The following is a 26,624-nucleotide window of genomic DNA, read 5'->3' as shown; positions in this document are numbered from 1 at the left end:
CATGAATTTCAACTTGACCGAAGAGCAGGAAATGATGGTGGCCGCCGCCCGGCGCATGGTGCAGACCCGCATCGACCCGGTACTGCGCAGTCATCCGGCCAACCAGCCGCTGCCCAAGGCGGCCATGCTGGAGATCTTCGCCGCCTTCGCGGAGCTGGGCATCACGGCCCCGCGCGTGCCGGCCGAAGCCGGCGGCGGCGGGCTGAAGATGCTCGACTACGGCATGATCTTCGAGCAGCTGCCGCCGGTGGTGGCGCTGTCGCTGGCCTCGCATGAGGGCACCATCCTGCGCATCCATCTCGGCTGCCCGGACCCTATCCGCGAGCGCTACCTGCCCGACCTGATCGCGGGCCGCAAGATCGCCTGCACGGCCAATACCGAGGCCAATGCCGGGTCGGACTCCGGCGCCATCCGCACCAAGCTGGAAGTCGACGGCGACGACGCTTACCTGACCGGCCGCAAGATGTGGATCACCAATGCCTCGATCTGCGACGTGGTGAACGTGTCCTGCACCACCGGCACGGACGAGAAGGGCCGCCCCGTCACGCGCCGCGCACTGGTCGACCGCAGCGAGGTCGATTTCGAGGTCCGCGAGACGGCCATCACCGGCCTGCGCCAGGGTCACCTGAGCGAGCTGGTGTTCGAGCGCACCCGCGTGCCACTGAGCCACGTGATGGGCGAGCCGGGGGACGCGGCAAAGACGCTGACGATGGCCTGGAATGGCAACCGTCCGCTCATCGGCCTGATGTGCGTGCATCTGGCGCAGAAGGCGCTCGACCTGGCGCTGGACTACACGAAGTCGCGCCAGCAGTTCGGCAAGCCGCTGGCGGCCCACCAGCTGGTGCAGCAGGACCTGGCCGATATCGAGACGGCCATCGTGTCGTCGCGCCTGCTCTGCTACTACGCACTCGACTGCATCGACCGCGGCCTGCGCGCGAACGGCACCTCGGCCATGGCCAAGCGCTATGCCACGCAGGCATGCGAGCGGGCCATCCACCTGGCGATCCAGCTGCACGGCGCGATGGGCATCAGCGAGGAACTGGGGCTGGAGCAGATGTGGCGCGATGCGCGCGTCTTCCAGGTGCCCGATGGCATGAACGGCATTCTCGCGCTGATCCAGGGCCGCGAGCTGACCGGGACGGCGGCGTTCCGCTGATCCAGCGATTTCTACCCAATACCTGCAGCACACAGAGAGACAGAGGGAAACACCATGAACGACAAGATGATGGAAGGCAAGGTCGTGATCGTCACCGGCGCGGGCCGTGGCATCGGGCGCGAGATCGCGCTGGCAATGGGCCGCAACGGCGCGAAGGTCGTGGTCAACGACGTGGGCGTGACGGTGACCGGCGACGCGAGCCAGGAAGACCCGGCGGAGGAAGTGGCGGGCCAGATCCGCGCCGACGGTGGCGAGGCCATCATCAGCCGCGAGAGCGTGGCCGAGGCCGACAGCGCGGCGCGCATCGTCGAGGCTGCCGTCGACCACTTCGGCCGCATCGATACCGTCGTCAACAACGCCGGCATCCTGCGCGACCGCATCTTCCACCAGATGACGCCGGACGAGTTCGACGCCGTGCTGCGTGTGCACCTGTACGGCTGCTTCAATATGAGCCGCGCCGCCGCCACGCATTACCGCAACCAGAAGAGCGGCAATTTCGTCCACATGACGTCTACCTCGGGCCTGATCGGCAACATCGGCCAGGCCAACTACGCCGCCGCCAAGATGGGCGTGGCGGGGCTGTCCAAGGCCATCGCGCTGGACATGGCGCGCTACAACGTGCGCTCGAACTGCATCTCGCCGTTCGCCTGGAGCCGCATGGCCGGCGCCATTCCCGAGACGCCGGACCAGGTCGAGCGCATCGCCAAGGCCAAGACCATGTCGCCGGCGGACATTGCGCCGCTGGCCGTGTTCCTGGCAAGCGATGCGGCGTCGGCTGTCAACGGCCAGATCTTCACCGTGCGCCGCAACGAGATCTTCCTGATGAGCCAGCCGCGCCCCGTGCGCGCCATGCAGCGCAGCGAAGGCTGGACGCCGCAGACGCTGGCGTCGCACCTGCTGCCGGCGATGGCGCCGTCGTTCTTCCCGGTGGAAGTCTCGGGCGCCGTGTTCGCCTGGGATCCGGTCTGAGGAGCCGACAATGGAATTCACGGTTCCCGGCGAATGGGTGGACTTCGGCGATGCGCTGCTGAAGTTCATCGACCGCGAGGTGGTTCCTCTCGAACAGGAACATCGCGCGCTGCTGTCCAGCGAGCGCACCTTGTACACGGAAGACGGGCGCTTCAGCCCGGAAGTGCTGGCGCTGCGCCGCCGCGTGCGGCTGCGCTCGGCCGAAACAGGCTTCTATACCGCGCTCGCGCCTGAGTCGCTCGGTGGCGGCGGGCTGGGCGCGCAGGCGGCGGCCTATGTGCAGGAGCGCCTCAATGCACACTGCGGCCCGGATCGTCCGCTAGTGCAGACGGTGGTGCTGCCGTCGCCTTTCACCAACGGGTTGTCACCGGTGCTGCGCCACCTGGACCCGGCCGTGCTGGCGTCGGTGCGCGACGAGCTGGCAAGCGGCGAGAAGACCATGTGCTTCGGGCTGAGCGAGCCGGATGCCGGCTCCGACGTGTTCGGCATGCGCACCCGCGCCGAGCGGGATGGCGACCATTGGGTGCTCAACGGCACCAAGCAGTGGATCACCAACGCCCCCTACGCCGACTACGCGATGGTCTTCGCGGTGACCGACGAGGCGAAGGCGCGTGCCCATAAGGGCGGCATCACCGGCTTCTTCCTGCCGACCGGCACGCCGGGCTTCTCGGTGCCCAGCGTGATCCCGACCATGGGCCACCTGGGCGGCGATATCGCCATTGTCTCGCTGGAGAACGTGCGCGTGCCGGATTCGCACCGGCTCGGCCCCATCGACCAGGGCCTGTCGGTGGCCCTCGATGGCGTGAACGCCGGCCGCCTGAGCATGGCAGCCTCCGGCCTGGGCCTCGCCCAGTGGGCGCTGGCGCAGGCGCTGGAGTACGCTAAGGTGCGCAAGACCTTCGGCACACCGATCAGCGGGCATCAGGCCGTGCAGTTCATGCTCGCCGAATGCGCGATGGACATCTATGCCACAAAGTCGATGATCCGCCACTGCGCCTGGCTGGTGGACCAGGGCCAGCCGGCCACCAAGGAGGTGTCGATGGTCAAGGCCTCGTCCACGGAGATGGTGGGGCGCGTATTCGACCGCGCCATCCAGATCCACGGCGCCATGGGCCTGACCAACGAACTGCGGCTGGAGGCGGGCTACCGCCACGCGCGCACGCTGCGCATTCCGGACGGCACATCGGAAATCCAGCGCCGTACCATCGCCCGCCAACTGCTCGGCGGCGATACGGCAATCTGAACGCATAGGCGGTACGCAAAATCCGCACATAAATACAGGAGGAGACCTGGTGATGCATTCCCCTATCATCGAACGCCCGACCGGCCCGCTCGACCTCGACCGCAGGTACGCGAAGGCCGGCCTGCCCGTGCGCATCCACACCCCTGATACCACCGTCTTCGAGAACCTGGAGTTCGCCGCCCGGCGTTATCCGCGCAAGACCGCGATCCAGTTCTACGGGGCCGCCCACACCTATGGCGCGCTGCTGCGCGAGGTGGAAGGCATGGCGGGGTACCTGCAGCAAGCCTGCGGCATCCAGCCGGGGGACCGCGTGATGCTGTTCAGCCAGAACTGCCCGCAGTTCATCGCCGCGTACTTTGCCATCCTGCGCGCGCAGGCGGTCGTGGTGCCGGTCAACGCCATGCTGCTGGAAGACGAACTGCGGCATATCGCGACCGACAGCGGCGCGGTGGCCTGCTTCTCCGCGCAGGAGATTGCGCCGCAACTGCTCCCGCTGCTTGGCGAGACGCCGCTGCGCCATGTGATCGTGCACGCCTATGGCGACGCGCTTGGCGATGACGACGCCGGCCTGGCCATTCCCGACTGGGTCCGCGTGCGCAGCACCGCCGGCAACCTGCCGCCCGGCGCCACGGGCTGGCTGCCGGCGCTGGCCGAAGGCCATCTGCCGCGTCCCTACACGGGCAAGCAGAGCGACCTCTGCATGCTGCCCTATACGTCGGGCACCACGGGCGCGCCGAAGGCCTGCACGCACGACCACCGTACGGTGATGAGTTCGGTGTCGGCCTCGCAGATCTGGCGCAAGACGAGCACCGAGGCATGCTACCTGGCCGTCGCGCCGATGTTTCACCTGCTTGGTCTGCAGAACGGCATCAACGGCCCGATCTTCATGGGCGGCACCATCGTGCTGCTGCCGCGCTGGGACGCTCGCACTGCCGCCGATCTGATCGAACGCCACCGCGTGACGTTCTGGGGTGCGCTGCCGCCGATGCTGGTGGATTTCTTCAGCCAGCCCGGCATCGAGAAGCGCGACCTGAGCAGCCTCTGCGTGGTCGGGGGCGGTGGCGCCGCCATGCCCGAGAATACCGCCGCGCTGATGCGCGAGCGCTATGGCCTGCAGTACCTGGAAGGCTACGGCCTGACGGAGACCGCTTCGTTCCTGTTCGCCAACCCGATGCACCGGCCCAAGCCGTCCTGCCTCGGCGTGCCCACCTATGGGGTGGAGGCCTACGTGATCGATCCGGAGACCCTGCAGCCGGTGCCGCAAGGCGAAGTAGGCGAGATCGTCGTCCACGGTGCGCAGATCATGCATGGCTACTGGAACAGCCCCAAGGCCAACGCCGAGTCCTTCATCGAACTCGACGGCAAGCGCTTCTTCCGTACCGGCGACCTCGCCAGCATGGACGAGGACGGCTACTACTTCATGCGCGACCGACTCAAACGCATGATCAACGCCGCCGGCTACAAGGTCTGGCCGGCAGAGGTCGAGGCCATGCTCTATCGCCACCCCGCCATCCAGGAAACCTGCGTGATCTCGGCCCGCGACAGCCATCGCGGCGAGACCGTGAAAGCGGTGATCGTGCTCAAGGCCGGACAGGAAACCACCACGGTCGAAAGCCTGCTGGCCTGGTGCCGCGAGCATATGGCGACGTACAAGGCGCCGCGCATCGTCGAGATCGTGCCGGCCATCCCCCGCACCGCCACCGGCAAGCTGGCATGGCGCACGCTGCAAGAAGCGGAACTGCGCAAATGAGCGCCATGGAGACCGAGACGCAATTCGACGACATCGTGACCGGTGGCAATACCGATGCGCCTTCGATGATGAGCGGGGAGACGGCGGCCGACACGATCCTTGGCCGGCCCGCGGTGCCGCCGGCGTGGGCACGGAACGGAGGGAAGCTCCGATGACATCCGCTTCCATGGCCCTGGAGGGCGCACAGGAAGACGTTCCGGCCGGGTTCGAGCCGCTGATCACGTCCGCCGGATTCCTCCATACCTGCGGCCAGTTCTACATGCACACGGACCAGCCCGTCGTGGGCTTCCGCGTGGGCCGGGAGCACCTGAACCTGATCGGCATCGCGCATGGTGGCTTTCTTGCCACGGTGGCGGACGTTGCGCTGGGCGCGGTGGTGCGGCGCGACCTCGCCGTGGCCGCCGCGCCGACCGTGCACCTCAGCATCGACTATGTGGGCGCGGTGCAGCCAGGGGACTGGGTGCAAGCGCACGTCCGGATCCTCAAGGATGGCCGCAAGCTCATCAATGCCGATTGCGATGTGCGCGTGGGCGAGCGCGTCGTGCTGCATGCCAGCGGGGCCTTCTTCGTCAAGGTGAGGGCGGGCAAGGCCGTCGCCTGACACCTTCCGGCCGCAGGATTCGCAACAGGAAAAAAGAAATGCACCTCACACTCAGCCTTCAGCGCGCCGTGCAACTGACACCGGATCGCACGGCAACCATTTTCCACGACCGCCGCCGCACCTATGGCGAGATGGCCGCACGCGTCGCGCGGCTGGCTTCCGGGCTGCGTACCCACGGCATGGCGACGGGCGACCGTGTCGCCATGCTCGCGCTCAATTCCGACCGCTATCTTGAGTACTTCATGGGGGTGTGGTGGGGCGGCGGCGTGGTGAACCCCGTCAATATCCGCTGGAGCGTGCCCGAGATGGCGTATTCGCTCGACGATTGCGACACACGCATCCTGATCGTCGACGACCATCACCTGCACCTGGTGGATGCGATCCGCGCGGCGTCGCGCTCCGTCAGCGTGGTGATCCACGCTGGCGACGGCGAAGCGCCTGCCGGCATGCTGTCGTTCGAAGGCCTGATCGCGGCCAGCGAGCCGGTGGCGGATGCCGGCCGGGGCGGGGCCGACCTGGCTTCGGTGATGTACACCGGCGGCACCACGGGCTTTCCCAAGGGCGTGATGCAGACGCACCTGAACCTGTGGTCGAGCGGGATGCAACGGCTGGCGGAAGCGCCGCCCGTGCGCGATGCCGCCGTGCTGCACGCCGGGCCGTTCTTCCACGTGGCGAGCCTGGGGCGCGCCATCGTACAATGGCTGGCCGGCGAGACCCACGCCGTGATCCCGTCCTTCGACGCGGCCGACGTGCTGCGAGCGATCCGCGAGGACGGCGTCGCGGAGATCGCGCTCGTGCCCACCATGATCCAGGCGACGCTGTCGCACCCGGACTTTGCCATCACCGACTTCTCCCGGGTACGGCGGCTGACCTACGGCGCCTCGCCGATTTCCGCCGCGCTGCTGGAGGAGGTCATGGCGCGTTTGCCTGGCGTCGAGCTGAGCCAGTCGTATGGCCTCACCGAGGCCTGCCCGGGCGTCTCGTCGAACCCGCCCGCCAACCACAGTGAGGCTGGACGCCAAAGTGGCCTGTTCCGCTCGGTGGGCCGTGGCGGCCCGGCCGTGCTGGTGAAGATCGTCGACGAGGCCGGCAACGAGGTGCCGCGCGGCACGGTCGGCGAGATCATTGTGTTCGGACCGAACATCATGGCCGGCTACTGGAACAAGCCGGAGGAGACCGCCAAGGCGCTGCGCAATGGCTGGCTGCATACCGGCGACGGCGGCTATATGGACGAGCAGGGCTATCTCTTCATCGTCGATCGCATCAAGGACATGATCGTCAGCGGTGGGGAGAATGTCTATTCGGCCGAGGTGGAGAATGTCATCGCCAGGCATCCGGCGGTCGCCGCCTGCGCCGTGATCGGCGTGCCGCACGAGAAGTGGGGCGAGGCGGTCCATGCCGTAGTGGTGATGCGACCGGGCATGACGGTGGATGAGGATGACGTCCGTCGGCACTGCCGGGAGTTCATCGCCGGGTACAAGGTGCCCAAGACCGTGGAGTTCCGTATGGCGCTGCCGTTGTCGGGGGCGGGGAAGGTGTTGAAGAAGGATCTGCGGGCGCCGTTCTGGGAAGGACGAACGCGGGCGGTGAACTAGACGGAACGGGCCGCGATAGCGGCCCGTTTTTCTTTCAGCCGGGCATGACGATGGCCCAGCGTTTGCTCGTTTGCTCCCCCTCCCGCAATACGTCGCAATACGGGAGGGGGAGCAAACCGTCAGGGTTCGACCACGTTGAACATCGGATCGAAGTCCTCCAGCATCCCGAGCAGCTTCACCACGCTTGCCGTATCCCCCTCGACCTGGATGGCACCCGTCTCGACGAGATGGCTGAACATCGCAGGCAGGCCGTCACCGGCCTGCAGCGCGGCCAGTGCCTCGCGTCCCAGTGACACGCTCGCCGTGCATGCCCCACGCGCCGCGCCGGGCAGGTAGGTCATGGTGGCGTTTTCCAGCCGCATGGCCCAGCATTCGCCCGTCTCGGGGTTGCGCCATTCGATCTCCATCTGTTCGCCGTTGGCCTGGTCGCCATCCAGGCGCACGGCAAAGTAGTCGAGCAGCAGTTCTAGCGGCAGGACCGACACCAGGTCGCGGCTGACATTCCTGCGGCGCAGCTTCGGCACGCCCTTGCGCAGTTCCTGCGCCCCCAGCAGGAAGGCATTGCGCCAGGTCGACGATTCGGCCGCGAAGCCGAGCTGCTCCAGCGCGTCCGCGCACAGGGCGCGGGCGTCCTGGTTGGCCGGGTCGGCGAAGACCAGGTGGTTGCTGACCTCGGCCACCCAGCGGTACTCGCCGCGCGCGAAGTCGGCGCGGGCCTTTTCCAGCAGTGCCTCGGCGCCGCCCATATAGGCCACGTAGCGCGGGCCGGACTGCTCGGGCGGCAGCGTGTGCAGGTGGGCGGGGTTGCCGTCGTACCAGCCGAGATAGCGCTGCACGATGGCCTTCACGTTGTGCGAGATGGTGCCGTAGAAGCCGCGGTTGGCCCACGTGCTGGCGAGCGAATCGGGCAGCTTCATGACCTCCGCCACCTCGATGCCGGTCATCCCGCGGTTCATCAGGCGCACGGTCTGGTCATGCAGGTGCTTGTACAGGTCCCGCTGCTGGCGCAGGTAGTGGCGAATGCGCTCGTTGCCCCAGGTGGGCCAGTTGTGCTGGGCGAACACCACGTCGGCGGTCGGCGCGTAGCGGTCGAGTGCTTCGTCCAGGTAGCGTGACCAGACGCGGGCGTCGCGCGCCTGTGCGCCGCGCAGGGGGCAGAGGTTGTGCATGGTCTGCACGCCGATCTCGGCCGTGTTCAGCGCGCGCAGGCCGGGGAAGTGCATGAACATCTCCGACGGTGCCTCGCTTTCCAGCGCCAGGTGGAAGATGATCTCGACGCCGTCGATGACGTGCGTCTCGACTTCCTGCTCGATGGTCATGGTCGGCGGGATCAGCGTGCCGGTGCCCACCGGGATGCCCTTGCCGATGCCGCAGTCGACCTGGCCGCAGGCGTGCTTGGGCAAAGACAGCCCGCCCTGGAACATGCCACGCCGCATCATGGCATTGCCGGCCAGTACGTTCTCCGACACGGTATGCCACATGAAGCCCTGCGGTGCGATGATCGGTACCTTGCGGGCCACGGCATCGGCTTCGTCCAGCACGCCGCGCGCGCCGCCGTAGTGGTCGGCGTGGCTGTGCGTGTAGATGAGGGCGCTGACCGGGCGGTCGCCACGGTGCTTGCGGTACAGGGCAATTGCTGCCTCGGCGGTCTCGGCGACGGTCAGCGGGTCGATGACGATCACGCCAGTGTCACCCTCGATGAAGCTGACGTTGGCGACGTCGAAGCCGCGCACCTGGTAGACGCGCTCGGTCACCTTGAACAGGCCGTGGGCCATGTTCAGGCGTGCCTGTCGCCACAGGTTGGGGTGGACGGTGGGTGCGGGCTGCGGATCATCGAGGAAGGCGTAGTCGGCCATCGACCAGACCAGCCGGCCCCGGGCGTCGCGGATCTCCGCGTCGGGAATGGTACCGATGAAGCCGCGCTGGGCGTTCTCGAAGTCGATATCGTCCAGAACCGGCTGGACCTGAGAGGTTGCGTTCATGGGAAAGCCGTGAAGTGTGACAAGGGGAAAAAGCAAGGAAAAATCAGTCGGCGGCCTTGGCGCCGGAGGACTGGATAAGCTGAGCCACGACTGGCTCGTTGGCTTCGAAGTCGCGGCGGAATTCCACGGCGCTGTTGCCGACCGGTTCGAGCGAGTAGGTCTCCAGGCGGGTCCTCATGGCCGGGGAGCGGGCGGCGGCGCGGGCTTCCTTTTCCAGACGGGCCAACACGGCCGGGGGCGTCTTTGCCGGCGCCAGCATGCCGACCCATCCGGCCGGGGCGAGTTCGGCATCCTGGAAACCGGCCTCGGTCATGGTCGGTACATTGGGCAGGCCCTTGGCCCGCGTGCTGCCCATCACGGCAAGCGGTTTGATCTTGCCGGAATCCATGTAGGGCCGCAGCGCTACCAGTGTCCCCACGCCCCAGGTGATCGCGCCGGCGGCGATGTCCTGTGCCATCGGCGATTCGCCCTTGTAGGGGATGTGCGCCATGTCGAGCTGCCTGCTGCGGCTCAGGTAGGCACCGACCAGATGGGCATAGGTGCCTTGCCCGTACGAGCCGTAGCTGACCTTGCCCTTGTGCCGGGCGGCCCATGCCAGCAGGCCCTTGACGTCGTTCGCAGGGACGTCGGCGGAGGCGGCGAGCACGAGATTGCCGACGCACAGCTCCGACACGAAGGCGAAGTCGCGCCGGACGTTGTACGGCACGGAGGCATAAAGGTAGGGCGTATTGATGAGCGGTGCGGAGTGGGAGATGAGCACGGTGTAGCCGTCAGCTGTGGCACGCGCTACGTTCTGCAAGGCCAGGATGCCACCGCCACCTGGCTTGTTCTCCACCACGATGCTCTGACCCATCTGCCTGCCCATCTCGTTGGCGAACGAGCGGGCCACCGCGTCGAGCGCGCCCCCCGCGGGCGCCGGGACCACGAAGGTGATGGGACGGCTGGGATACTCCTGGGCGAAGCCGGCGCTGCTGAATGCCAGCGCCAGGACTACGGAAAGTGTCTTGATGCGCACGAAGTGGCTCCTCGCTTGTGTTTCGGTTGGCATGGCTGCCGCGTGGCGGCAACCGCTTCCCGAAGCGTAGGGCCGGCCCCTGGCGTTCATCCCACCGGGGTTGGGGGGCGGGGATTTCCCCAACACCGACCGCGAAACGCCCGCGCCGATCTTTGCGAAAACACGTAGACCACAAGTCAGAAGAGTTGATTTGAATACGCACCGCAAACTGGTGGTGACACACAACTTCATTGACCTGCAGCGTTATCGTGTCGTTTCCAGCGGGAAGGTGCCGACCGGAGCGGTTGCGCTGGCGATGGCGTTCGAGTACGACGGCGGAGGCCTGGGTAAAGCCATATCCCCGGGCGGCCCCTCACCCGCCATGCAGTGGCCGAGGCATGCCAGCTCGCGCGTCAGCGTAGTGGCATCGAGAAACCCGCTACGCCGCATTCGTTGCGGCATGCCTTCGCGACGCACCTGCCGGAGGGCGGCACCGATGTGCACACGATCCAGTTGCTGATGGGCCATCGCAGCCTTGCCACCACGGTGCGCTCTTGAAGATCGCGACCAGCACCGTGCGCGAGCCGTGCTGCCCGCCGACAGCTTGCTTACTGGCGCGCAGCAGCCGCACGCCGACAGCCCCTCAGTTTGTCTTGGCCTGCGCCAATGCAGACAATACAGCAAGGCTCATCGCGCCGACGCCCGCCTTGATCGTGGGCTCCGGCACGGGAGCGAAGAAGGGGGAATGGTTCGAGGGCAGCGCCGTCTCCCCCGGCTTGCGCGAAGCGTGGTAGCGCTGCGGATCGTAGGCGCCGATGAAGAAGTACATCGACGGCACGCCGGCATTGACGAACTCCGAAAAGTCCTCGCTGCCAGTGATCGCCGGCATGCGCGTCACGCCCTTGCCGTAGGCGCTGCGCAACACGGCCTCGGTACGGGTTACCAGTTGCGCATCGTTGATGACGGCCTTGCCGCCCTCAGTAATGCGCACCTCGGGCTCGGGGGCGCCAGCCATGTCGGCCACCGCCTTGGCGGTCCGGTTGACGCCTGCCAGCATCTGCTCGCGCACCTCGGGTTTATAGGACCGGATGGTCCCGCGCAGGACCACGTCGTCGGGGATGATGTTGCCTACGGTGCCGCCCTGGATAGCGCCGACTGTGACCACGCCGAATTCCTTCGGGTCCTTCTCGCGGCTGATCACGCTTTGCAGGTCTACCACGAAGCGTGATGCCATCATGACAGGATCGATCGTCCTGTTCGGGGCGGAACCATGCCCGCCGCGGCCTTTGAAGCGGACTTCCAGGTCATCCGAATTGGAAGTGAGCGGGCCGGCATCGAAACCGATGAAGCCCACCGGCATGGGCGCCGTGTGAAGGGCAAAGGCGTAATCAGGCTTGCCGAAGCGCGTGAACAGGCCGGCCTCGAGCATGGCCTTTGCCCCGGAAACCAGTTCTTCCGCCGGCTGCGCCACGAACATCAAGGTGCCATGCCATTGCGCTTTCATCGACACCAGCGTCTGCGCGGTGCCCACCCAAGCCGCCATGTGCACATCGTGCCCGCAGCTGTGTGCGACCGGCGTGGGCTTGCCCTTCCAGTCAGTGACTGCTTTGCTGGCGTAGGGCAGTCCCGTCTTCTCCTCCATCGGCAAGGCGTCGAGTTCGGTGCGCACCAGCACCGTAGGCCCTGGGCCATTACGGAAGATCGCCACCAGGCCCGTCTTGCCGATGCCCTCGGTGACGTCGAAACCGAGCCTGCGCATCTCGCTGGCCAGCCTCGCGGCGGTGCGGGTCTCCTGGAATCCGAGCTCGGGGTGCGCGTGCAGGTCCATGTAGAGGGCGTCGAGCGCGGGGTAGGCCGACACCAGGTTGCCATCGATTGCGGTCTTGAGCTTCGCCACATCGATCTCGGCCTGGGCGCAAACCGTGCTGGCGAACATACTCAGCAACACACCGCCGGCAAGCTGCGATATCCGGGAAGAAAAGGTCATGCAAACGTCTCCGTTGATCTTGGTAGCGGGAGCGCGGCGATCGGCAAACACCGGCGTCACGTTAGTGCCTGGAGCACTAGGCTAGCTGATCGCTGTGGCGGATTCGCCCCCCGGAATGGGTGGCTGGGGATTGCCCTTACGTCAGGGCCACATGCCGCATGCCTTCACACGGCGCGCCAATGCCCCTCCCAGAACTTGTCGCGAATCTGGCGCTTGAGCACCTTGCCAACCGCGCTGCGCGGCAGGTCGGTCCAGAACTCAACCGACTTGGGCGCCTTGACGCCGCCGAGCACCTGCTTGCACTGCGCCATCAGCTCTTCGGCCATGACCTCGTGTCCGGGCTTGACCTGCACGATCGCCTTGACCGCCTCGCCCCATTTGGGATCGGGTACCCCGATCACCGCGCAATCGAGCACGGCCGGGTTGTTGAGGATGACGGCCTCGATTTCCGACGGGAAGACATTGAAGCCACCACTGACGATCATGTCCTTCCTGCGGTCGACGATGGTGATGAAGCCGCGCTCGTCGCGGATGCCGATGTCGGTCGTGTGATGCCAGCCGAACGTCGATACCTGCGCGGTTTCTTCCGGCATCTTGTAGTAGCCCTTCATGACCATGGTCGAGCGGACCACGATCTCCCCTTTTTCACCGGGGCCGAGGAGGTTGCCGTCGTCGTCCATGATCTCGACGCACGCCAGCGGCGTGCCCTTGCCGGCCGAGCGCAGCGCGGCGTCGTCGAAGCTGCCGTTCGGCAGCAGGTAGTCCTGCGGCCGCTTGAAAATCACCGGCATGCCGCATTCGCTCTGGCCGTAAACCTCGTGCACGACCGGGCCGAAGCGCTCCACCGCCTCGCGCATCCGCTCCGGGGCGATGGGCGCGCCACCGACCAGCAGGCATCGGAGCGAGGACAGGTCCGCGGTGGCAATGGCCGGGTCCGCCAGCAAGGCGTAGAGGACGGTGGGCGGGAGGAACATATGGGTGATGCCCTCGCGCTGGATGACCTCCAGCACGGTCTTTGGATCGAAGCCTGGCAACACCACGGTGCGGCCGCCCCGGATCGCCCCTGCCAGCGTGACGATGGCGGCCGCATGCGTGAGCGGCGCCACCGCCAGCACGCGCGAGGCGCGCTCCAGTTGCAGCGATTCGTAGACGTTGATCAGGGCGATCTCGTATGAGCGGTGGGTATGCTCCGCGCCTTTCGACGGGCCGGTAGTGCCGCCGGTGGGCTGCAGCAGCATGGTCTGGTCCGGATTCTCCGGCGGCGCGCGAAACGGCTCACGGTAGGCGTCGAGCCAGTCCTGCAGGCAGTCGCCATGCGCCGAGGGTTGGTCGATGCAGATGAACTTGCGCACCCGTGGCAGGCCGGCCTTCAGCGCCAGCACGGCGTTTTCGTACGCGCTGTGGAACAGGATGGCCTCGCAGTCGGCGTAGTCGAGCACGGCGATGTTGGTCTCTACCGCGTTGCGCGTGTGCACCGAGATCCAGGCCATGTCGGCCCGGTTGGCAGCGATCTGCAGCAGGCTGATGCGATAGTCGTTCGGCGCGTAGATCGCGATATGCGCGCCGGGCGACAGCGCCTTGTCGGCGTTCAGGCCATGGGCCACGGCATGCACGAAGCGCCTGGCCTGGGCAAAGGTGACGTGCGTGGCGCCGTCGATGAAGGCGAGGTCATCCGCGAAGCGTGAGGCGGCGGCGTCGAAGTAGTCTGCTAGGCGCATTGGGTTCTCCTTTGTGCTTCGCCGGCCCAGCCGCGGGGTAGGGCGGGCCAGCTGATGGTCTGGATGGGGGCTCGCCCGCCGTGGCGGGACGGCGTGCTCAAGGTGTGACGATATTGAATTGGGTGTCGAAGGTATCGAGCATGCCGATGAACTCGCCCAGCTTCTGGCCCTGACCCTCGAGCTTGATCTGGCCCTTACTGACCGCGGTCGGGAAGTCCAGGCGACGCAGGTTGATCTCGTCCAGCGTGGCCTTGGCCAGGCGCACGGTGACGTCGGCGTTCGGGTTCAGTTCGCCGCGCCGGTATGTCAGCACGCCGTTGTGCAGCGTCAGCGCGAAGGGCTGCTTGCTGTCCTCGAACACCCAGTTCAGCGTCATGTCGTGGCCCTGTGCCTTCCCGGCGTTCATGCGCACGGCAAGGTAGTCGAAGAACAGGCCAGGTTCCATCGCCTGGATCATGTCGAGGCGGGTGGCGCCCATGTCGTACTTCGGGACACCGTTGCGCAGTTCCATGGCTGCCGTCAGGTAGGCGTTGCGCCATGTGGCATTTTCAGTCTGGTAGCCGAGTTGCTCCAGCGCCGCCGCCTGCAGGTCACGCGCGGCCTTGTTGTCGGCATCGGCGAATACGACGTGGTTGCCGAGCTGCACGGCCCAGCGGTAATCCCCCTTGTCCATCGCGCCGCGCATCAGGCGCAGCACGGCGTCAGCACCGCCCATGGCGGCTACATAGCGCCTGGCGGCATCGGTTGGCGGCAACGGGTCGAGGTTTGCCGGATTGCCGTCGTAGAAGCCGAGGTAGCGCTGGTACACGGCACGCGAGTTGTGGCTGAGCGAGCCGTAGTAGCCGCGCGTGTACCACTTGCGGTCGAGGTCGCCCGGAAGCTTGTCCATCTTCTCGGAGATCTCGGCCGGTGTGTAGCCTTTGTTGATCAGGTTCAGCGTGCCGTTATTGAGGTATGCATACATGTCACGCTGGTCGGCCAGCATCGTGCGGATGCGGTCGGCGCCCCAGGTCGGCCAGTTGTGCGACACGAACATCACGTCGACCTTGTCGCCGTAGCGCTCCAGGCTCGCGTCGATGTAGGTGGCCCACGCCTTGGGGTCGCGCACCAGCGCGCCACGCAGCGTGAGAATGTTGTGCATCATCGGCGTCGTGTTCTCCGACATGCACAACGCCCGCAGCTCAGGGAAGAAGAAATTCATCTCGGCAGGCGCTTCCGTGCCCGGCGTGAGCTGGAACTCGACCTGGACACCAGCGATCCGGTGCGTCTCGAACGTGTTCCGGATCAGCACGGTCGGCGCAAGCAGGGTCTGCGTGCCGTGCACCGGCAGGCCCTTGCCGAGCCCGCCGTCGATCTGCCCGAGTTCGCCGTGCGGCAGCAGGACGCCGTACTGGAACTGCGCGCGGCGCATCATGGCGGTTCCGGCCAGGACTCCCTCGCTGATGGCTTCCTCCATGAAGCCGGCCGGGGCATAGATCTTCACCTTGCCGGAACGCACGTCAGCCTCGTCCACGACGCCGCGCACGCCGCCGAAGTGGTCGCCGTGGCTGTGGCTGTAGGCCACCGCCACCACCGGCTTGCGCGGGCGATGCTGGTAGTACAGTTCCAGCCCTGCGCGGGACGTCTCGGTCACGGTCAGCGGGTCGATGATGAACAAGCCCTCGTCGCCCTCGATGATCGTCATATTGGCCGCGTCAATGCCGCGGACCTGGTAGATGCGCGGCGCCACCTCGAACAGGCCGGCGTTGCGGTTCAACTGGGCCAGCCGCCACAGGGCAGGGTTGATGGCGTCGGACACCTTGTCGGTATCCAGGAAAGCGTAGGAGTCCAGGTCGATCACGACCTGCCCGGCCGCATTGCGGATCTTGCCCTTGAATGGCGCCACCAGGCCGCGCGTGACCGACTCGAAATCGGTGCGGTCGGTAAACGGCAAGGCCTTCACGGCCTCGGCGTTCTTCGCGGCGGTGATGGTGCTCGGCGGCAGGCTGCCTTGCGGGTTGGCGGCCAGCACGGGCTGGAACAGCGTCGCGCCGATCAGCGACGCCATCACGGCCAGACGGCAACGCGCGGTTGAAAAGCGATTCATACATCCCTCCAGTAAGTCTTCTCTATGCGGCAGGCGGGGCGTTCACCGCCGGATCAGCGACGCGATGAACTGCCGCCCCTGCTCGGTGTACGGCGGGGGCAACGGATCCAAGGCCTTTGGCGGGCAGCGATAGACGGCTCGCGCGTGGCTGAACGTGCGGAACCCGTCCCGGCCGTGGTAGACGCCCATGCCGCTTGGGCCGACGCCGCCGAACGGCAAATCCTCGACGCCGCCGTGAGCGAGCACGCCGTTGAGCGTCACGCCGCCCGACGTGGTGCGCGTCGAGGACGCGCGCTTCTTCCGTGGGGTCGGTGCCGAAGTAGTACAGGCCGAGCGGATGCGGATGCGCCTCGATGTACGCAAGCACCTCGTCGATGGAGTCGTAGGGCTTCACCGGCAACAGCGGCCCGAAGATCTCGTCCTGCATGATGGCCATGTCGTCGGTCGGGTCGATGACCAGCGCCGGGGCCATGCGGCACACCGTGCCTGCGTCATCAAAGGACTCGTTCGCCGGGCTCAGCTCGACGACGCGGGCGCCATGACGGGCCGCGTCGGCCAGGTAGCCCTGCAGGCGCCGCAGGTGCCGCTCGTTGACGATGGCCGTGTAGTCGGGGTTGTCGCGAAGCGTGGGATAGCACCGCGCCACGGTGTCGCGGGCCGCGTCGATGAAGGCTTCCACGCTCGCTTTCGGCACGAATACGTAGTCGGGCGCCAGGCAGATCTGGCCTGCGTTGCACAGCTTGCCGGCCATGATGCGGGCCGCGGCCTCGCGCAGGTCCGCCGACTGCGAGACGATGGTCGGCGATTTGCCGCCGAGTTCCAGCGTGACCGGCACGAGATTCTGCGCCGCGGCGGCCATTACCTTGCGCCCGACGGAGCCCGCGCCGGTGAACAGGAGATGGTCGAAACGCTGGCGGGTAAAAGCTTCACCAACGTCCTGGCCGCCTGTCACCACCGCGACCTCGCGCTCGTCGTAGGCCGAGCGGATCAGCCGCGCCATCAGCTCCGCGGTGGCCGGGGTGAATTCCGATGGCTTGATCACCGCGCGATTGCCCGCGGCGAGGATGCCGGGCAAGGCCATGAAACACGCGGCCATCGGGAAGTTCCACGGCCCCATGACGCCCACCACGCCCCGCGGCTGGTATTGCACCCAAGCCTCGCCACGCGGCACCGGGCGCGGCTCCGGCTGCATCCATTGCTCCACTTGCGCGCGTGCGTGCTTCAGCGCGTTCAGCGGGGAAAGCACCTCGGTCACGCGGGAGAAATCATGGCTGCGGTGGCCGAAGTCGGCGCCGATGGTCTCTACGATCTCCTGCTGGTGATCCACCAGCAGGCCGATCGCGCGGTCCAGCCAGTCGATGCGCTGCGCCGCACTGGCCGGTCCGGCTGCCAGATGCGCCGCCCGCTGGCACGCGACGATGGCGGCGATCCGGGCGTCGATGCCCGCGCTGGTGCAGGTGGGGGTATTGTCTTGCATGCTGTCTTCTCCTTGATCTCAGCCGGCCGTGCCGGAACGGCCGAGGATCAGGTCGGCGGCCTTCTCGCCGATCATGATGGCGGGGGCATTGGTGTTGCCGCCGATGATCGTCGGCATGATCGAGGCGTCGGCCACTCGCAGGCCCTCCACCCCGCGCACACGCAAATCCGGATCCACCACGGACGCAACATCCCCGCCCATGCGGCAGGTGCCCACGGGGTGGAAAGCCGTATCAGCCTGCTGGCGGATCATGGCGCGGATGGCGTCGTCGTCGCTGCCGTCGGCCGCGAGGTGGCCATGGTGCAGCGGCTTCGCGCCGAAGCGGGACAGCGGCGCCTGGTCCAGGATGCGCTTGACGATGCGCACGCCTCTCACCAGCACATCCATGTCGCGTTCATCGGACAGCATGTTCAGGTCGATGGCGGGCACCTCGCCGGGATCGGCGGACTTCAGGCGCAGCACGCCCCGGCTGTATGGGCGCAGCACGCAGACGTGGCACGAGTAGCCATGGCCGTACGGATGCTTGCGGTCGACGATGGCCGGCGCAAAGTGAAGTTGAAGGTCGGGATCGGCCAGTTCCGGCTGCGACTTGATGAACGCACCCGCCTCCACGAGATTGCTGGTCCACATGCCGGTGCGCACGCGCCGGTAGTAGCGGCGCAGTTCCATTGCCATGCGCAGGCCGCCGCGCAACGAGATGCCGAACAGGTCGGCGGTGGTCAGCCGCGCCGACAGCAGCGCGTCGACGTGCTCCTGCAGGTTGCGGCCCACTTCGGGCGCGTCGTGGATGACGGCGATGCCATGCTCGCGCAGATGGCCGGCCGGCCCGATGCCGGAGAGCATCAGCAGTTGCGGCGAGCCATATGCCCCGGCGCTCAGGATGATCTCGCGCCGGGCCCGCAGCACCTGCTCCCGGCCATCGCGCATCACGGCCACGCCGGCGGCGCGCTTGCCGTCGAACACGATGCGCAGCACCTGCGTATCCGTCAGCACATGCAGGTTGCCGCGTCCGCCGGACAGGTCGCCCTTGCCGCCCCGGCTGCCGTGCAGGTAGGCGCGGGCGGCATTCCACCGTTCACCGTTGCGCTGGGTGACCTGGAACATGCCCGCGCCTTCCTGGCGCGGACCGTTGAAGTCGTCGTTGCGCGGGTAGCCGGCCGCCTGCGCGGCCTCGATAAACAGGTGCGAGAACGGCGTGGGCGAGCGCACGTCGCTGACATGGAGCGGACCATGGCCGCCGTGCAGCGCGTCGTCGTCGCGGCCCGCCAGGCGCTCATTGCATTCGGCGCGCCGGAAGTACGGCAGCACGTCCTGCCACGCCCACCCGTCGCAGCCGAGCGCCGCCCAGCGGTCGTAGTCGCCAGGCGTGCCGCGGATGTAGATCATGCCGTTGATCGACGAGCTCCCACCCAGGCCCCGGCCGCGCGGCTGGAAGCTGCGGCGCCCGTTGAGTCCGGCCTCGCGCTCGGAGCGGTAAAGGTAGTTGCGCTGGCTGCGACGAGTGACGGTAACGGCCGCCGCCACCGGCGTCGTGACCAGTGCACTTTTGTCGTGCGGCCCTGATTCGAGCAGCGCGACTCTTCCGCTGCCTGCGTCGGCCAGACGGCCCGCCACGGCACAGCCGGCCGATCCGCCGCCAATCACGATGTAGTCAAACTGACTTTCCATCAGGTGCATTCCTTGTCCTCGTGAGATGTCCAGGCTCCGCAGCCCTTCACTGACCTGGCATGCGGATGCCTTCATACGCTCGACCATCCAGTGGCGTGTCATGGAACGGCAGCCTAGATGCCGCGCCGGTCCTGGTTGCGCACTTCCACCTGCCTCGGATAGACACGGCAGCAGGGAGGTCGCCCACTGGAAGATCCCGTTTCGCGTAAGAAGCGGGCGCGCGAATTCTTGCTGCGATCGGCTTCCCCGGCCGCCAACGCCAGAATTCGCACAGTAAGTGCGACTAGCCGGATACGTGTCTCTTGCCCCCGGCGTCACAGACGGATTGAAGCATTCGAGATAGGGGCGATACCCACCGGGCTTGGGGGGGGAATTGTGTAATGCGCCGAACGGGGCAATGTCGCGACAAGGGTGCTGGAATATCGTCAGCGAGCCACATTACGAATTGACCGGCTGCGCCAATCTCTGTGGCGTTGCTTCAGGCGCGAGGGCGGAACCTGATCCCGGAAACGGCGCTGGAGGCAGCGCTGGAGGGCGATGGAGCGCAGGCACAAGCTTTCGACATTGCCGGTGCCGCGCTGCTCATCAACTGACTGCGTGGAACGCCGGCAGGACTTCCGCGGCGATTTCTTCGATCACCTCGCGCGGCGGGCGCCCCGAGGCCGGTAAGTTCAGCGATACATGATGTGTCCCGCTTTCACGCATGTCCCGCAGCACGTCGACCAGGCCGCGCCGCCCGACGTGGTAGCCCAGTGGAATGGGCGTTGCGGGCGCGTCCGGGTTGGCATCCAGGTCCAGTCGCATGGCCACACCAAAGCCTCGGAACGCACCGGGCACGGCGCGCTCGACCGCGGTGCGCCACATCCGGTGCCTGGCGTGCTGGTCCTGCGGCTCGCGGTGATAGGTCATCCAGCCGCAGGCRTTCCGTGCGATCCAGTCGACGCTCTGGCCGCCTGAGCCAACGGCCAGCAGCGGGATGGCGGCTGGCGACGCCGGCAACAGGAAGAACGCCGGCGAATCGGGACCTGCGTGGTCAGGCGCGACTCGTGAGGGCAGGTTGACCGCCGCCGCGACGGTCTCCCAGTTGCGCCGGAACAGTTCCCTGCGTTGCTCGGTGTCCTTGCCGAACGCGGCGTACTCCGGTGGCCGGTCGCCGGAGCCCAGGCCGAGCATGAAGCGATTCTGCGACAGTGCATTGGTCGAGATGGCACCCTTGGCAATATGCAGCGGATGCCGCAGTGTCAGGACGATGGCGCCGCTGGCCAGGGCGATCTGTTCGGTCCGCGCAGCCAGCGCGCCGAGGAAGACCCAGGGATCGAGGTGGCCGACTGGATCCGGATAGTCGGCACTGTTGAGCGGCACGTCGCGGATCCAGAGCACACGAAATCCGAGCGTGTCGGCCAGGCGGGCCAGCCCAAGCTGCTCGCTGAAGTCCGCCACGGTTTGCCCGGCCCGGAGCATCGGCAGTGACAGGCCCACGGAGAGTTGCCGGTCACTGAAGACCCGCCCGAACGTGCCTGCGTGCTTGTTGTCCATCGCGCATTCCTCCTTTCGCGCAGCGCTTCACGGCGCCTTCAGCTCGGCGGTGACGGCGACCGCCACGGGCAGCCGGCCCGGCAGGTTGCGCACCCCGCACAAGGAACGCGCATGGCCGGCCCGGCCGGCGAATACCGCCGCCAGCAATTCCGAGGCGCCGTCGAGCACATACGGATGGCGCTCGAAATCGTCGGTGCACGCGACATAGCCTTCCACGCGCACGATCTGCCTGACACGTCCGAATCCCCCCAGGTAGCGATGCATCTGGGAAAGGGCATTGAGGGTGGCCAGCCTGGCGGCGAGCCGGCCTTCCTCGACCGTCAGCTCGCCACCGACCAGGCCGACCAGTTTCGGCTGGCCGGCGACCATCGGGCCCTGCATCGATACGAACAGCATCGCACCCGCCTCCACCACCGGCAGGTAGGCGCCCAGCGGCTGCATCGGTTCGGGCAAGGCAAGGCCAAGCGCCGCCAGGCGCTCCATCACGTCGTCAGCCATGGTTGGGCTCCCGCGTTATTGCATGACGCCGGCAAGGCATCATGCCACCCAAGGCAGGAGCACAATGCTGCCCCGGGCGTGTTGGCCGGCGATGCGCCGGTGTGCCTCGGCAGCCTGCGACAAGGGCAGCACGCTGTCAACCTGCGGCTTGATCTTGCCCTCCCGGATCGGGGCGAGCCAGGCGTCAAAGTCCTCGATGTCGCCCACCAGCGTGCCGCGCAACTGCTTCTGCGCGAAGAAGAAGTCGCGGATATCGAAGGTGACATCCGTGCCGGCCATGAAGCCCATGGCCACGATGATGCCGAGGGGCTTCACCGCGGCAATCGTGCGGGGCAGGATGTCGCCACCCAGGTTGTCGATCGCGACATCGACGCCGCGGCCATCGGTCCAGGCGTGCAGTGCTTCAACGAAATCCTCTTCCCTGGCATTGATGACCAGTTCGGCGCCGAGGTCTTTTGCGAGCGCGGCAGAGGCGTTGTCCTGCACGGTGGTGGCCACGCGCGCGCCGAGGGCACGGGCTACCTGGATGGCCATCATGCCGGTGCTCGACGCGCCGGCATGAATCAGCACCATGTCGCCTTCGGTGACTTCGCCGACGATCTGCACCGAGCGGATGGCGATCAGCAGCGCCACCGGCAGTGCCGCAACCTGCTCGACCGGCAGGCCGGTGGTGTCGCGCAGCAGCCAGGCCTCGGGCACGACGATGTACTGGGCATAGGTGCCCGGGATCTGGATGCCGGGGATCGCGTAGCTGGCCGCCGCGGTCACCGGGCGGATGCCGGCCTCGGCCGCAGCGGTCGGGTAGCCTGGCATGGAGATCACGCGATCGCCGGGCGCGAAGCGGGTTACGCCCTCGCCAAGCCCGGCCACTTCCCCGACTGCGTCGGATCCCAGGATGTGGGGGAACGGCAGCGCCGGGGCGATCTGCCCGAGGCGCACATAGTGATCCAGCCGGTTCACGCCGACGGCCAGTACCTTGACCAGCACTTCGCCCGGGCCGGGCGTCGGGGTAGCCATGTCTTCCAGTTGAATCTGCTCGGGTCCGCCAAAGGACCGGATGACTGCTGCTTGCATCTTGGAACTCCAATATCAGTGAATCGGTGCCTCGGTTCGAGGCACCTGGTGTCTTTGTCCTGTGTCTTTGCCCTGTGCTCTACGACCGGGGCCAGGGACAATGCCGCGACGGTGGACGAGCTTGACCAGAACCTGGCCCGGAGCGCACCACGCCGCGGCGTAGCAAGGCCTCGTCCCACGCTTACGCGAGCAGCACCGTGATGGCCTTTTCTTCGGTGTAGGCCAGCACGCCGGACAACCCGCATTCGCGCCCGATGCCGCTGGTCTTCATGCCGCCCCAAGGCAGCCGCGCATCGATCGGTGCCCAGCAATTGATGCCGATGGCGCCCGCCTTGACCGCATGCGCGACGCGATGGGCCCGTGCCAGGTTGCTGGTCCAGACGGTGGCGGCAAGCCCGTAGCGCGTATCGTTGGCCAGTGCGATCGCCTCGTCTTCGGAATCGAAGGCAATCACGACTCCGACGGGACCGAAGATTTCCTCCTGCGCGATGCGCATGCTGTTGCGCGCCTTCGCAAAGATGGTCGGCCTGGCGAACCAGCCGCGCGTGTGCGGCGCGACGCCACCAGCCAGCAACTGAGCGCCTTCCCTGATGCCCTCCGCGATATAGGCGTTGATGCGCTCGAATTGCTCGCGCTTGGCCACGGCACCCATCTGCACGCCTTCCGCCGCAGGATCGCCGACCGCGATCGATGCCGCCACCTCCGCCAGCGCCGTGGCAAACGAATCGGCAAGGCTGCGGTGCACCAGGATGCGCGAGCCAGCGGCGCAAACCTGTCCTTGGTTGAAGAACAGGCCCATCGCGCAGCCTTTCACAGCGGCTTCCAGCGGCGCATCCTCGAACACGATCTGCGGGCTCTTGCCGCCGAGTTCCAGTGATACGCGCTTGAACAGCGGCCCGGCAATGCGCTGGATCTCGCGCCCGACCTCGGGGCTGCCGGTGAAGGTGATCTTGTCCACGCCGGGGTGCTCGCACAACGCGCGGCCCACGACCTCGCCAGCGCCGGTCACGACGTTCAGCACGCCGTCAGGGAACCCGGCTTCCTTGCACAGCGCCGCAAGATGCAACGCGGACTGCGGCGTCTCCTCGGCCGGCTTCAGCACCAGGGTGCAGCCGGCGGCCAGCGCCGGCCCGATCTTCCAGCAGGAGTTGCGCCGCGTCGCGTTCGCACAGGTCTGCAAGCTTGCCGATCAACCGGCCACGTTCCGTGCCGGACATGCGCGACCAGATTCCGCCGTCCAGCTGAGCGCGCGCAGCCTGTACCGCACGGTCCACATCCTCGCGCGTGCCGGCGGCCATGGTAGCGATGACGCTCTCCGTCACCGGGCTGGTGACGTCGAGGGTAAGACCGCTGGAGGCGGCCACGGCCTGCCCGTCAATGAAGTGCCGAAGCATCGGGATCATCTTTTGTCTCCTGTTGGCCAGCCGCAATGTCTGGCGGCTGTCTGCCCGCGGGATCGAGGGCGAGCCGGCAGTCTCCCAAGGTCGCCGCAGTCCGGCCATTGCGAAGATTCGCAGTGCTGTTCCGCCGGCCAGCGGAGATCGGATAATTGACCGACCGCACGGTCGGTTATAAGATCGGTCGCGTTACGTGGCCGGCTGATCGCGCGTAGGGCGAGAACGGCGCGCAAAGGAGGCGACATGATCACGCAAAGCTATGAAGCAGTGCTGCTGTGCGCACAACGGGAGCTGCGCGATACGCTGCTGGCAAGCGGCCGTGCCCCGGCCAGGCCGGGCAGTCGTGAACTGGCTGCCGAGATGCTGCTGAACCTCGATGACGCGCAAGCTTGCTGGCGCGTGGCCGCGCGATGGCTGCGGGCGAGCTTTGCCGTGGATCGGGTCGACGCAGGCTTCCACACGCCCGGGCAGCGCTACTACATCCCCTCGGCGCAGGCGCTCGCGTCCGACGATGTGCCGCAGATGGCCGGCACGCCCATCGATACCCACGAAGCGGGCGTCGCTTCGCTATGGCTCACTGGCGAGCCGATCGCCTTCCGGGAAGTCGACAGCGATGCGCGGCTGAGCCGGTCGCTGCGCCGGGTCCTGACCCATGCGCACACCGCGTCCAAGCTCGCGACATGCGTGCGCCACCAGTCCAGACCGGTTGGCCTGATCTGCCTGGACCAGCTCGACCGGGTACGCAACTGGTCGGAGCAGGACGCGCTGCAGCTCAAGAGCGTGGCGGCCGACATTCTCGGCCCCATTCTCCATGCCGCGCGCCAGCTGGCTGCGCAGCGCGACGCGGCGTGCGGGGAGGGCGCGGCACCGCCTGCCGACGCCAGCCAGCTGACTGCGTCGGAGGCCCGCGTCGCGCGCCTGGTTGCGCGCGGCCTCAGCTACAAGGAAATCGCCCGCGAGCTGGAGCGCTCGCATTCCACCGTCGATCATCACCTGCGCAGTATCCGGCAGAAGCTTGGCGTTTCCTCGACGTCCCGCCTGATCCGCGTGCTTGCCGGGATTTTCCCGCAGCATGCCAACTGAGCGACAGGATGGTCCCTGTCCGGACCTTGAGACACTGGATACCCCTTGCAAGCCGGGTGGCCTGATGGGGCACCAGCACCGCAGCGAGATTTGTCCACCATTTGTCCATCATTTGTCCACCGCATGACCGGATAAGCCTGTGGACAAGCCGGGCGGGGACAGATAGCCAACGGCCTCCGAGGATTTGATCAATGTTCCGGCAAAGAGAGTAGCCGCAACCGAACCGCCGGATCTGGCACGAATAGTACGAATGCTCCTATAACTGGAAGGTGGACCGGAAGGCACCGGCCTCACTTGTCTAGGAGGAGCATCATGTGCCGCTGGCTGGCCTACTCGGGCAAATCCGTTCCGCTGGAAACGGTGCTGTTCCAGCCGGAACACTCGCTGATCGACCAGAGCCTGAATTCGCGGCTGGGTCAAACCACTACCAATGGCGACGGGTTCGGTGTCGGCTGGTACGGGCGTCACTCGGAGGTGCCGTTCCGCTACCGCTGCCTGCACCCGGCCTGGAGCGACACCAACCTGCGTGAGACGGCGCGGGCCGTGCGGGCGCCGCTGTTCGTCGCCCACGTGCGCGCGGCCACCGGCACGCCGACGCAGGAGACCAACTGCCATCCGTTCCGCTTCGGCCGCTGGCTGTTCGTGCATAACGGCCTGATCCGCGAATACCCCCTCGTGCGGCGCGACCTGATGATGGCCGTGGCGCCGCACCTGTTCCGCTGGATCGAGGGATCGACCGATTCCGAGGTCATGTTCTTCCTGGCCCTGACCTTTGGCCTGGAGCGCGACCCGTGCAGCGCGCTGGAGCAGATGGCCGGGCTGATCGAGGACGTCGGCCACCGCCACGACGTGCAGTATCCACTCAATATGACCGTCTGCGTGACCGATGGCCGGCAGATCGTGGCAGTGCGCTATTCGAGCGAGGCAGACTCGCGCTCGCTGTTCCACAGCACCTCGTTCCGGCAGTTGCGCGCACTCTACCCGGATGACCCGCGCGTCATCGCCGCCGGCGACGATGCCTTCCTGGTGCTGTCCGAGCCGCTGATCAATGTGCAGGGGGTGTGGGAGGAGATTCCCGAGGCGAGCATCCTGGTCGCCCGGGGCGGTGAGATCGAGCACAACCGCTTCCTGCCGCGGCTGCCGAACCAGTCGAAGTAAGGGGGCGGTCGGAGGCGAATCGGGAGCGGGATTCAGCGCCACAAGGGCGGGCAGGCGGTGGTGGACTGCTTGCCGGGCTGGCAGCTATTTGGGATAGACGCGTGAGTGCCGTTCTGGATGCTCGGCCACGGCCCAAAGCGCCGCAAGGTGCTCGCGATGACGATTCGCATGGTGTCCCCGGAGCGATTCGTCGAAATTTTCAGAAAAGTCTTGCCAGCCAACTGCGCGCGCCTTAGTATTCGGTCCCTTCGCAACACGAAGCGCGGCTGCAAAGCAGACGGGACAAGGGTTGCGGGGGCAAAGGTGAGGTTGGCGGTGCTATTGCTATAGGCGCGGCGAACCGGAGCAAAAAAAAGTTTTGCAAAACCTTTGATAAAACGTAGAAAGTAATTCATAATCTCGTTTCTCTGCTGCTGAAAACAAAGCAGCGACGCGGTAAGCAAAGCGAATCGCGGCAAGTTCTTTAACAAACAAACAACCGATAAGTGTGGGCGCTTGATAGCGGATGCCCGGTGCGCAAGCACTGGAGCTTACAAGTTATAAAGTGCTCGCACAGTAAAACATGTTCGGTTCTTCTTCGGGAGGATCGAGTCAGTTTTGCTCGCACAGTAAAACATGTTCGGTTCTTCTTCGGGAGGATCGAGTCAGTTTT

General features: G+C 66.6%; 21 protein-coding genes and 1 pseudogene. 10 read left to right on the top strand and 12 right to left on the bottom strand.

Annotation, left to right across the window (positions count from 1 at the left end):
- Position 1: 1 nt before the first annotated feature.
- From AB4Z48_RS27150 to AB4Z48_RS27120, 7 genes are read left to right on the top strand one after another with little or no spacing between them, the layout of a single operon-like run.
- The gene (locus AB4Z48_RS27150) at positions 2-1,156 is read left to right on the top strand and encodes an acyl-CoA dehydrogenase family protein (RefSeq protein WP_441619701.1); all 1,155 of its coding nucleotides are present in this window, start codon (positions 2-4) and stop codon (positions 1,154-1,156) included.
- 54 nt (positions 1,157-1,210) lie between these two features.
- Entirely contained in the window at positions 1,211-2,125 is a 915-nt protein-coding gene (locus tag AB4Z48_RS27145; protein ID WP_441619699.1) for an SDR family oxidoreductase, read from the top strand.
- A 10-nt stretch (positions 2,126-2,135) separates the two neighbouring features.
- Positions 2,136-3,368 carry an acyl-CoA dehydrogenase family protein gene (locus AB4Z48_RS27140; protein WP_441619697.1) on the top strand — a complete coding sequence of 411 codons (1,233 nt, stop codon included), beginning with the start codon at positions 2,136-2,138 and terminating at the stop codon, positions 3,366-3,368.
- A gap of 52 nt (positions 3,369-3,420) precedes the next feature.
- Positions 3,421-5,118 carry a long-chain fatty acid--CoA ligase gene (locus tag AB4Z48_RS27135; protein ID WP_441619695.1) on the top strand — a complete coding sequence of 566 codons (1,698 nt, stop codon included), beginning with the start codon at positions 3,421-3,423 and terminating at the stop codon, positions 5,116-5,118.
- Positions 5,115-5,273: a hypothetical protein gene (locus tag AB4Z48_RS27130; protein WP_441619693.1), complete on the top strand. Its 159-nt coding sequence runs from the start codon at positions 5,115-5,117 to the stop codon at positions 5,271-5,273. Before AB4Z48_RS27135 ends, AB4Z48_RS27130 begins: the two co-directional genes overlap by 4 nt.
- A complete protein-coding gene (locus tag AB4Z48_RS27125) occupies positions 5,270-5,719 on the top strand; it encodes a PaaI family thioesterase (RefSeq protein ID WP_441619691.1) in 450 nt (149 codons plus the stop codon). The genes AB4Z48_RS27130 and AB4Z48_RS27125 overlap by 4 nt, the downstream gene beginning before the upstream one ends.
- Positions 5,720-5,757: 38 nt before the next feature.
- A complete protein-coding gene (locus tag AB4Z48_RS27120; RefSeq protein ID WP_441619689.1) occupies positions 5,758-7,314 on the top strand; it encodes an acyl-CoA synthetase in 1,557 nt (518 codons plus the stop codon).
- A 119-nt stretch (positions 7,315-7,433) separates the two neighbouring features.
- On the opposite strand, the gene AB4Z48_RS27115 is transcribed toward AB4Z48_RS27120, so the two are convergent.
- Complete coding sequence (locus AB4Z48_RS27115) at positions 7,434-9,296, bottom strand: alkyl/aryl-sulfatase (RefSeq protein ID WP_441619687.1); 1,863 nt, start codon at positions 9,294-9,296, stop codon at positions 7,434-7,436.
- A gap of 43 nt (positions 9,297-9,339) precedes the next feature.
- Positions 9,340-10,311, bottom strand: coding sequence for a Bug family tripartite tricarboxylate transporter substrate binding protein (locus AB4Z48_RS27110; RefSeq protein ID WP_441619685.1), 972 nt, complete (start codon positions 10,309-10,311; stop codon positions 9,340-9,342).
- 366 nt (positions 10,312-10,677) lie between these two features.
- Between AB4Z48_RS27110 and AB4Z48_RS27105 the strand changes: the two genes are divergently transcribed.
- Positions 10,678-10,848 (top strand): tyrosine-type recombinase/integrase, encoded by a 171-nt coding sequence (locus tag AB4Z48_RS27105; protein WP_441619683.1) that lies wholly within the window; start codon positions 10,678-10,680, stop codon positions 10,846-10,848.
- An 85-nt stretch (positions 10,849-10,933) separates the two neighbouring features.
- On the opposite strand, the gene AB4Z48_RS27100 is transcribed toward AB4Z48_RS27105, so the two are convergent.
- From AB4Z48_RS27100 to AB4Z48_RS27060, 9 genes and pseudogenes are all read right to left on the bottom strand, one after another.
- The gene (locus AB4Z48_RS27100) at positions 10,934-12,277 is read right to left on the bottom strand and encodes an amidohydrolase (RefSeq protein WP_441619681.1); all 1,344 of its coding nucleotides are present in this window, start codon (positions 12,275-12,277) and stop codon (positions 10,934-10,936) included.
- Positions 12,278-12,441: 164 nt separating this feature from the next.
- The gene (locus AB4Z48_RS27095; RefSeq protein ID WP_441619679.1) at positions 12,442-13,995 is read right to left on the bottom strand and encodes a class I adenylate-forming enzyme family protein; all 1,554 of its coding nucleotides are present in this window, start codon (positions 13,993-13,995) and stop codon (positions 12,442-12,444) included.
- 97 nt (positions 13,996-14,092) lie between these two features.
- On the bottom strand, positions 14,093-16,081 hold the full coding sequence (locus AB4Z48_RS27090; protein WP_441619677.1) for an alkyl/aryl-sulfatase: 1,989 nt from the start codon (positions 16,079-16,081) through the stop codon (positions 14,093-14,095).
- Positions 16,082-16,103: 22 nt separating this feature from the next.
- Positions 16,104-17,558 carry an aldehyde dehydrogenase family protein gene (locus tag AB4Z48_RS27085; RefSeq protein WP_441619675.1) on the bottom strand — a complete coding sequence of 485 codons (1,455 nt, stop codon included), beginning with the start codon at positions 17,556-17,558 and terminating at the stop codon, positions 16,104-16,106.
- A gap of 18 nt (positions 17,559-17,576) precedes the next feature.
- On the bottom strand, positions 17,577-19,226 hold the full coding sequence (locus AB4Z48_RS27080) for a GMC family oxidoreductase (RefSeq protein ID WP_441619673.1): 1,650 nt from the start codon (positions 19,224-19,226) through the stop codon (positions 17,577-17,579).
- Between the two features lie 585 nt (positions 19,227-19,811).
- Entirely contained in the window at positions 19,812-20,762 is a 951-nt protein-coding gene (locus tag AB4Z48_RS27075) for a TIGR03571 family LLM class oxidoreductase (protein ID WP_441619671.1), read from the bottom strand.
- A 27-nt stretch (positions 20,763-20,789) separates the two neighbouring features.
- On the bottom strand, positions 20,790-21,260 hold the full coding sequence (locus AB4Z48_RS27070) for a RidA family protein (RefSeq protein WP_441619669.1): 471 nt from the start codon (positions 21,258-21,260) through the stop codon (positions 20,790-20,792).
- Between the two features lie 39 nt (positions 21,261-21,299).
- Positions 21,300-22,334, bottom strand: a complete 1,035-nt coding sequence (locus AB4Z48_RS27065) for a quinone oxidoreductase family protein (protein ID WP_441619667.1) — start codon at positions 22,332-22,334, stop codon at positions 21,300-21,302.
- A gap of 181 nt (positions 22,335-22,515) precedes the next feature.
- Positions 22,516-23,737 (bottom strand): annotated as a pseudogene (locus AB4Z48_RS27060) (aldehyde dehydrogenase family protein).
- Between the two features lie 237 nt (positions 23,738-23,974).
- On the opposite strand from AB4Z48_RS27060, the gene AB4Z48_RS27055 reads away from it, so the two are divergent.
- On the top strand, positions 23,975-24,814 hold the full coding sequence (locus tag AB4Z48_RS27055; RefSeq protein WP_441619665.1) for a helix-turn-helix transcriptional regulator: 840 nt from the start codon (positions 23,975-23,977) through the stop codon (positions 24,812-24,814).
- A 312-nt stretch (positions 24,815-25,126) separates the two neighbouring features.
- Positions 25,127-25,972 carry a class II glutamine amidotransferase gene (locus AB4Z48_RS27050; protein ID WP_441619663.1) on the top strand — a complete coding sequence of 282 codons (846 nt, stop codon included), beginning with the start codon at positions 25,127-25,129 and terminating at the stop codon, positions 25,970-25,972.
- A 32-nt stretch (positions 25,973-26,004) separates the two neighbouring features.
- On the opposite strand, the gene AB4Z48_RS27045 is transcribed toward AB4Z48_RS27050, so the two are convergent.
- Positions 26,005-26,367 carry a hypothetical protein gene (locus AB4Z48_RS27045; protein WP_441619661.1) on the bottom strand — a complete coding sequence of 121 codons (363 nt, stop codon included), beginning with the start codon at positions 26,365-26,367 and terminating at the stop codon, positions 26,005-26,007.
- Positions 26,368-26,624 lie beyond the last annotated feature (257 nt).

The sequence above is a fragment of the Cupriavidus sp. 2TAF22 genome (assembly GCF_052115045.1).
In the GTDB taxonomy this organism is placed as follows: domain Bacteria; phylum Pseudomonadota; class Gammaproteobacteria; order Burkholderiales; family Burkholderiaceae; genus Cupriavidus.
Note: the sequence above shows the minus strand (reverse complement) of the source record. Positions and strands in the feature narration are given on the sequence as shown.

What these genes read in the sequence shown, in the direction of transcription:
- AB4Z48_RS27150 (WP_441619701.1), top strand. Translation starts at nt 2, where the DNA reads ATGAATTTCAACTTGACCGAAGAGCAGGAAATGATGGTGGCCGCCGCC.
- AB4Z48_RS27145 (WP_441619699.1), top strand. Translation starts at nt 1,211, where the DNA reads ATGAACGACAAGATGATGGAAGGCAAGGTCGTGATCGTCACCGGCGCG.
- AB4Z48_RS27140 (WP_441619697.1), top strand. Translation starts at nt 2,136, where the DNA reads ATGGAATTCACGGTTCCCGGCGAATGGGTGGACTTCGGCGATGCGCTG.
- AB4Z48_RS27135 (WP_441619695.1), top strand. Translation starts at nt 3,421, where the DNA reads ATGCATTCCCCTATCATCGAACGCCCGACCGGCCCGCTCGACCTCGAC.
- AB4Z48_RS27130 (WP_441619693.1), top strand. Translation starts at nt 5,115, where the DNA reads ATGAGCGCCATGGAGACCGAGACGCAATTCGACGACATCGTGACCGGT.
- AB4Z48_RS27125 (WP_441619691.1), top strand. Translation starts at nt 5,270, where the DNA reads ATGACATCCGCTTCCATGGCCCTGGAGGGCGCACAGGAAGACGTTCCG.
- AB4Z48_RS27120 (WP_441619689.1), top strand. Translation starts at nt 5,758, where the DNA reads ATGCACCTCACACTCAGCCTTCAGCGCGCCGTGCAACTGACACCGGAT.
- AB4Z48_RS27115 (WP_441619687.1), bottom strand. Translation starts at nt 9,296, where the DNA reads ATGAACGCAACCTCTCAGGTCCAGCCGGTTCTGGACGATATCGACTTC.
- AB4Z48_RS27100 (WP_441619681.1), bottom strand. Translation starts at nt 12,277, where the DNA reads ATGACCTTTTCTTCCCGGATATCGCAGCTTGCCGGCGGTGTGTTGCTG.
- AB4Z48_RS27095 (WP_441619679.1), bottom strand. Translation starts at nt 13,995, where the DNA reads ATGCGCCTAGCAGACTACTTCGACGCCGCCGCCTCACGCTTCGCGGAT.
- AB4Z48_RS27090 (WP_441619677.1), bottom strand. Translation starts at nt 16,081, where the DNA reads ATGAATCGCTTTTCAACCGCGCGTTGCCGTCTGGCCGTGATGGCGTCG.
- AB4Z48_RS27085 (WP_441619675.1), bottom strand. Translation starts at nt 17,558, where the DNA reads ATGCAAGACAATACCCCCACCTGCACCAGCGCGGGCATCGACGCCCGG.
- AB4Z48_RS27080 (WP_441619673.1), bottom strand. Translation starts at nt 19,226, where the DNA reads ATGGAAAGTCAGTTTGACTACATCGTGATTGGCGGCGGATCGGCCGGC.
- AB4Z48_RS27070 (WP_441619669.1), bottom strand. Translation starts at nt 21,260, where the DNA reads ATGGCTGACGACGTGATGGAGCGCCTGGCGGCGCTTGGCCTTGCCTTG.
- AB4Z48_RS27065 (WP_441619667.1), bottom strand. Translation starts at nt 22,334, where the DNA reads ATGCAAGCAGCAGTCATCCGGTCCTTTGGCGGACCCGAGCAGATTCAA.
- AB4Z48_RS27055 (WP_441619665.1), top strand. Translation starts at nt 23,975, where the DNA reads ATGATCACGCAAAGCTATGAAGCAGTGCTGCTGTGCGCACAACGGGAG.
- AB4Z48_RS27050 (WP_441619663.1), top strand. Translation starts at nt 25,127, where the DNA reads ATGTGCCGCTGGCTGGCCTACTCGGGCAAATCCGTTCCGCTGGAAACG.
- AB4Z48_RS27045 (WP_441619661.1), bottom strand. Translation starts at nt 26,367, where the DNA reads ATGAATTACTTTCTACGTTTTATCAAAGGTTTTGCAAAACTTTTTTTT.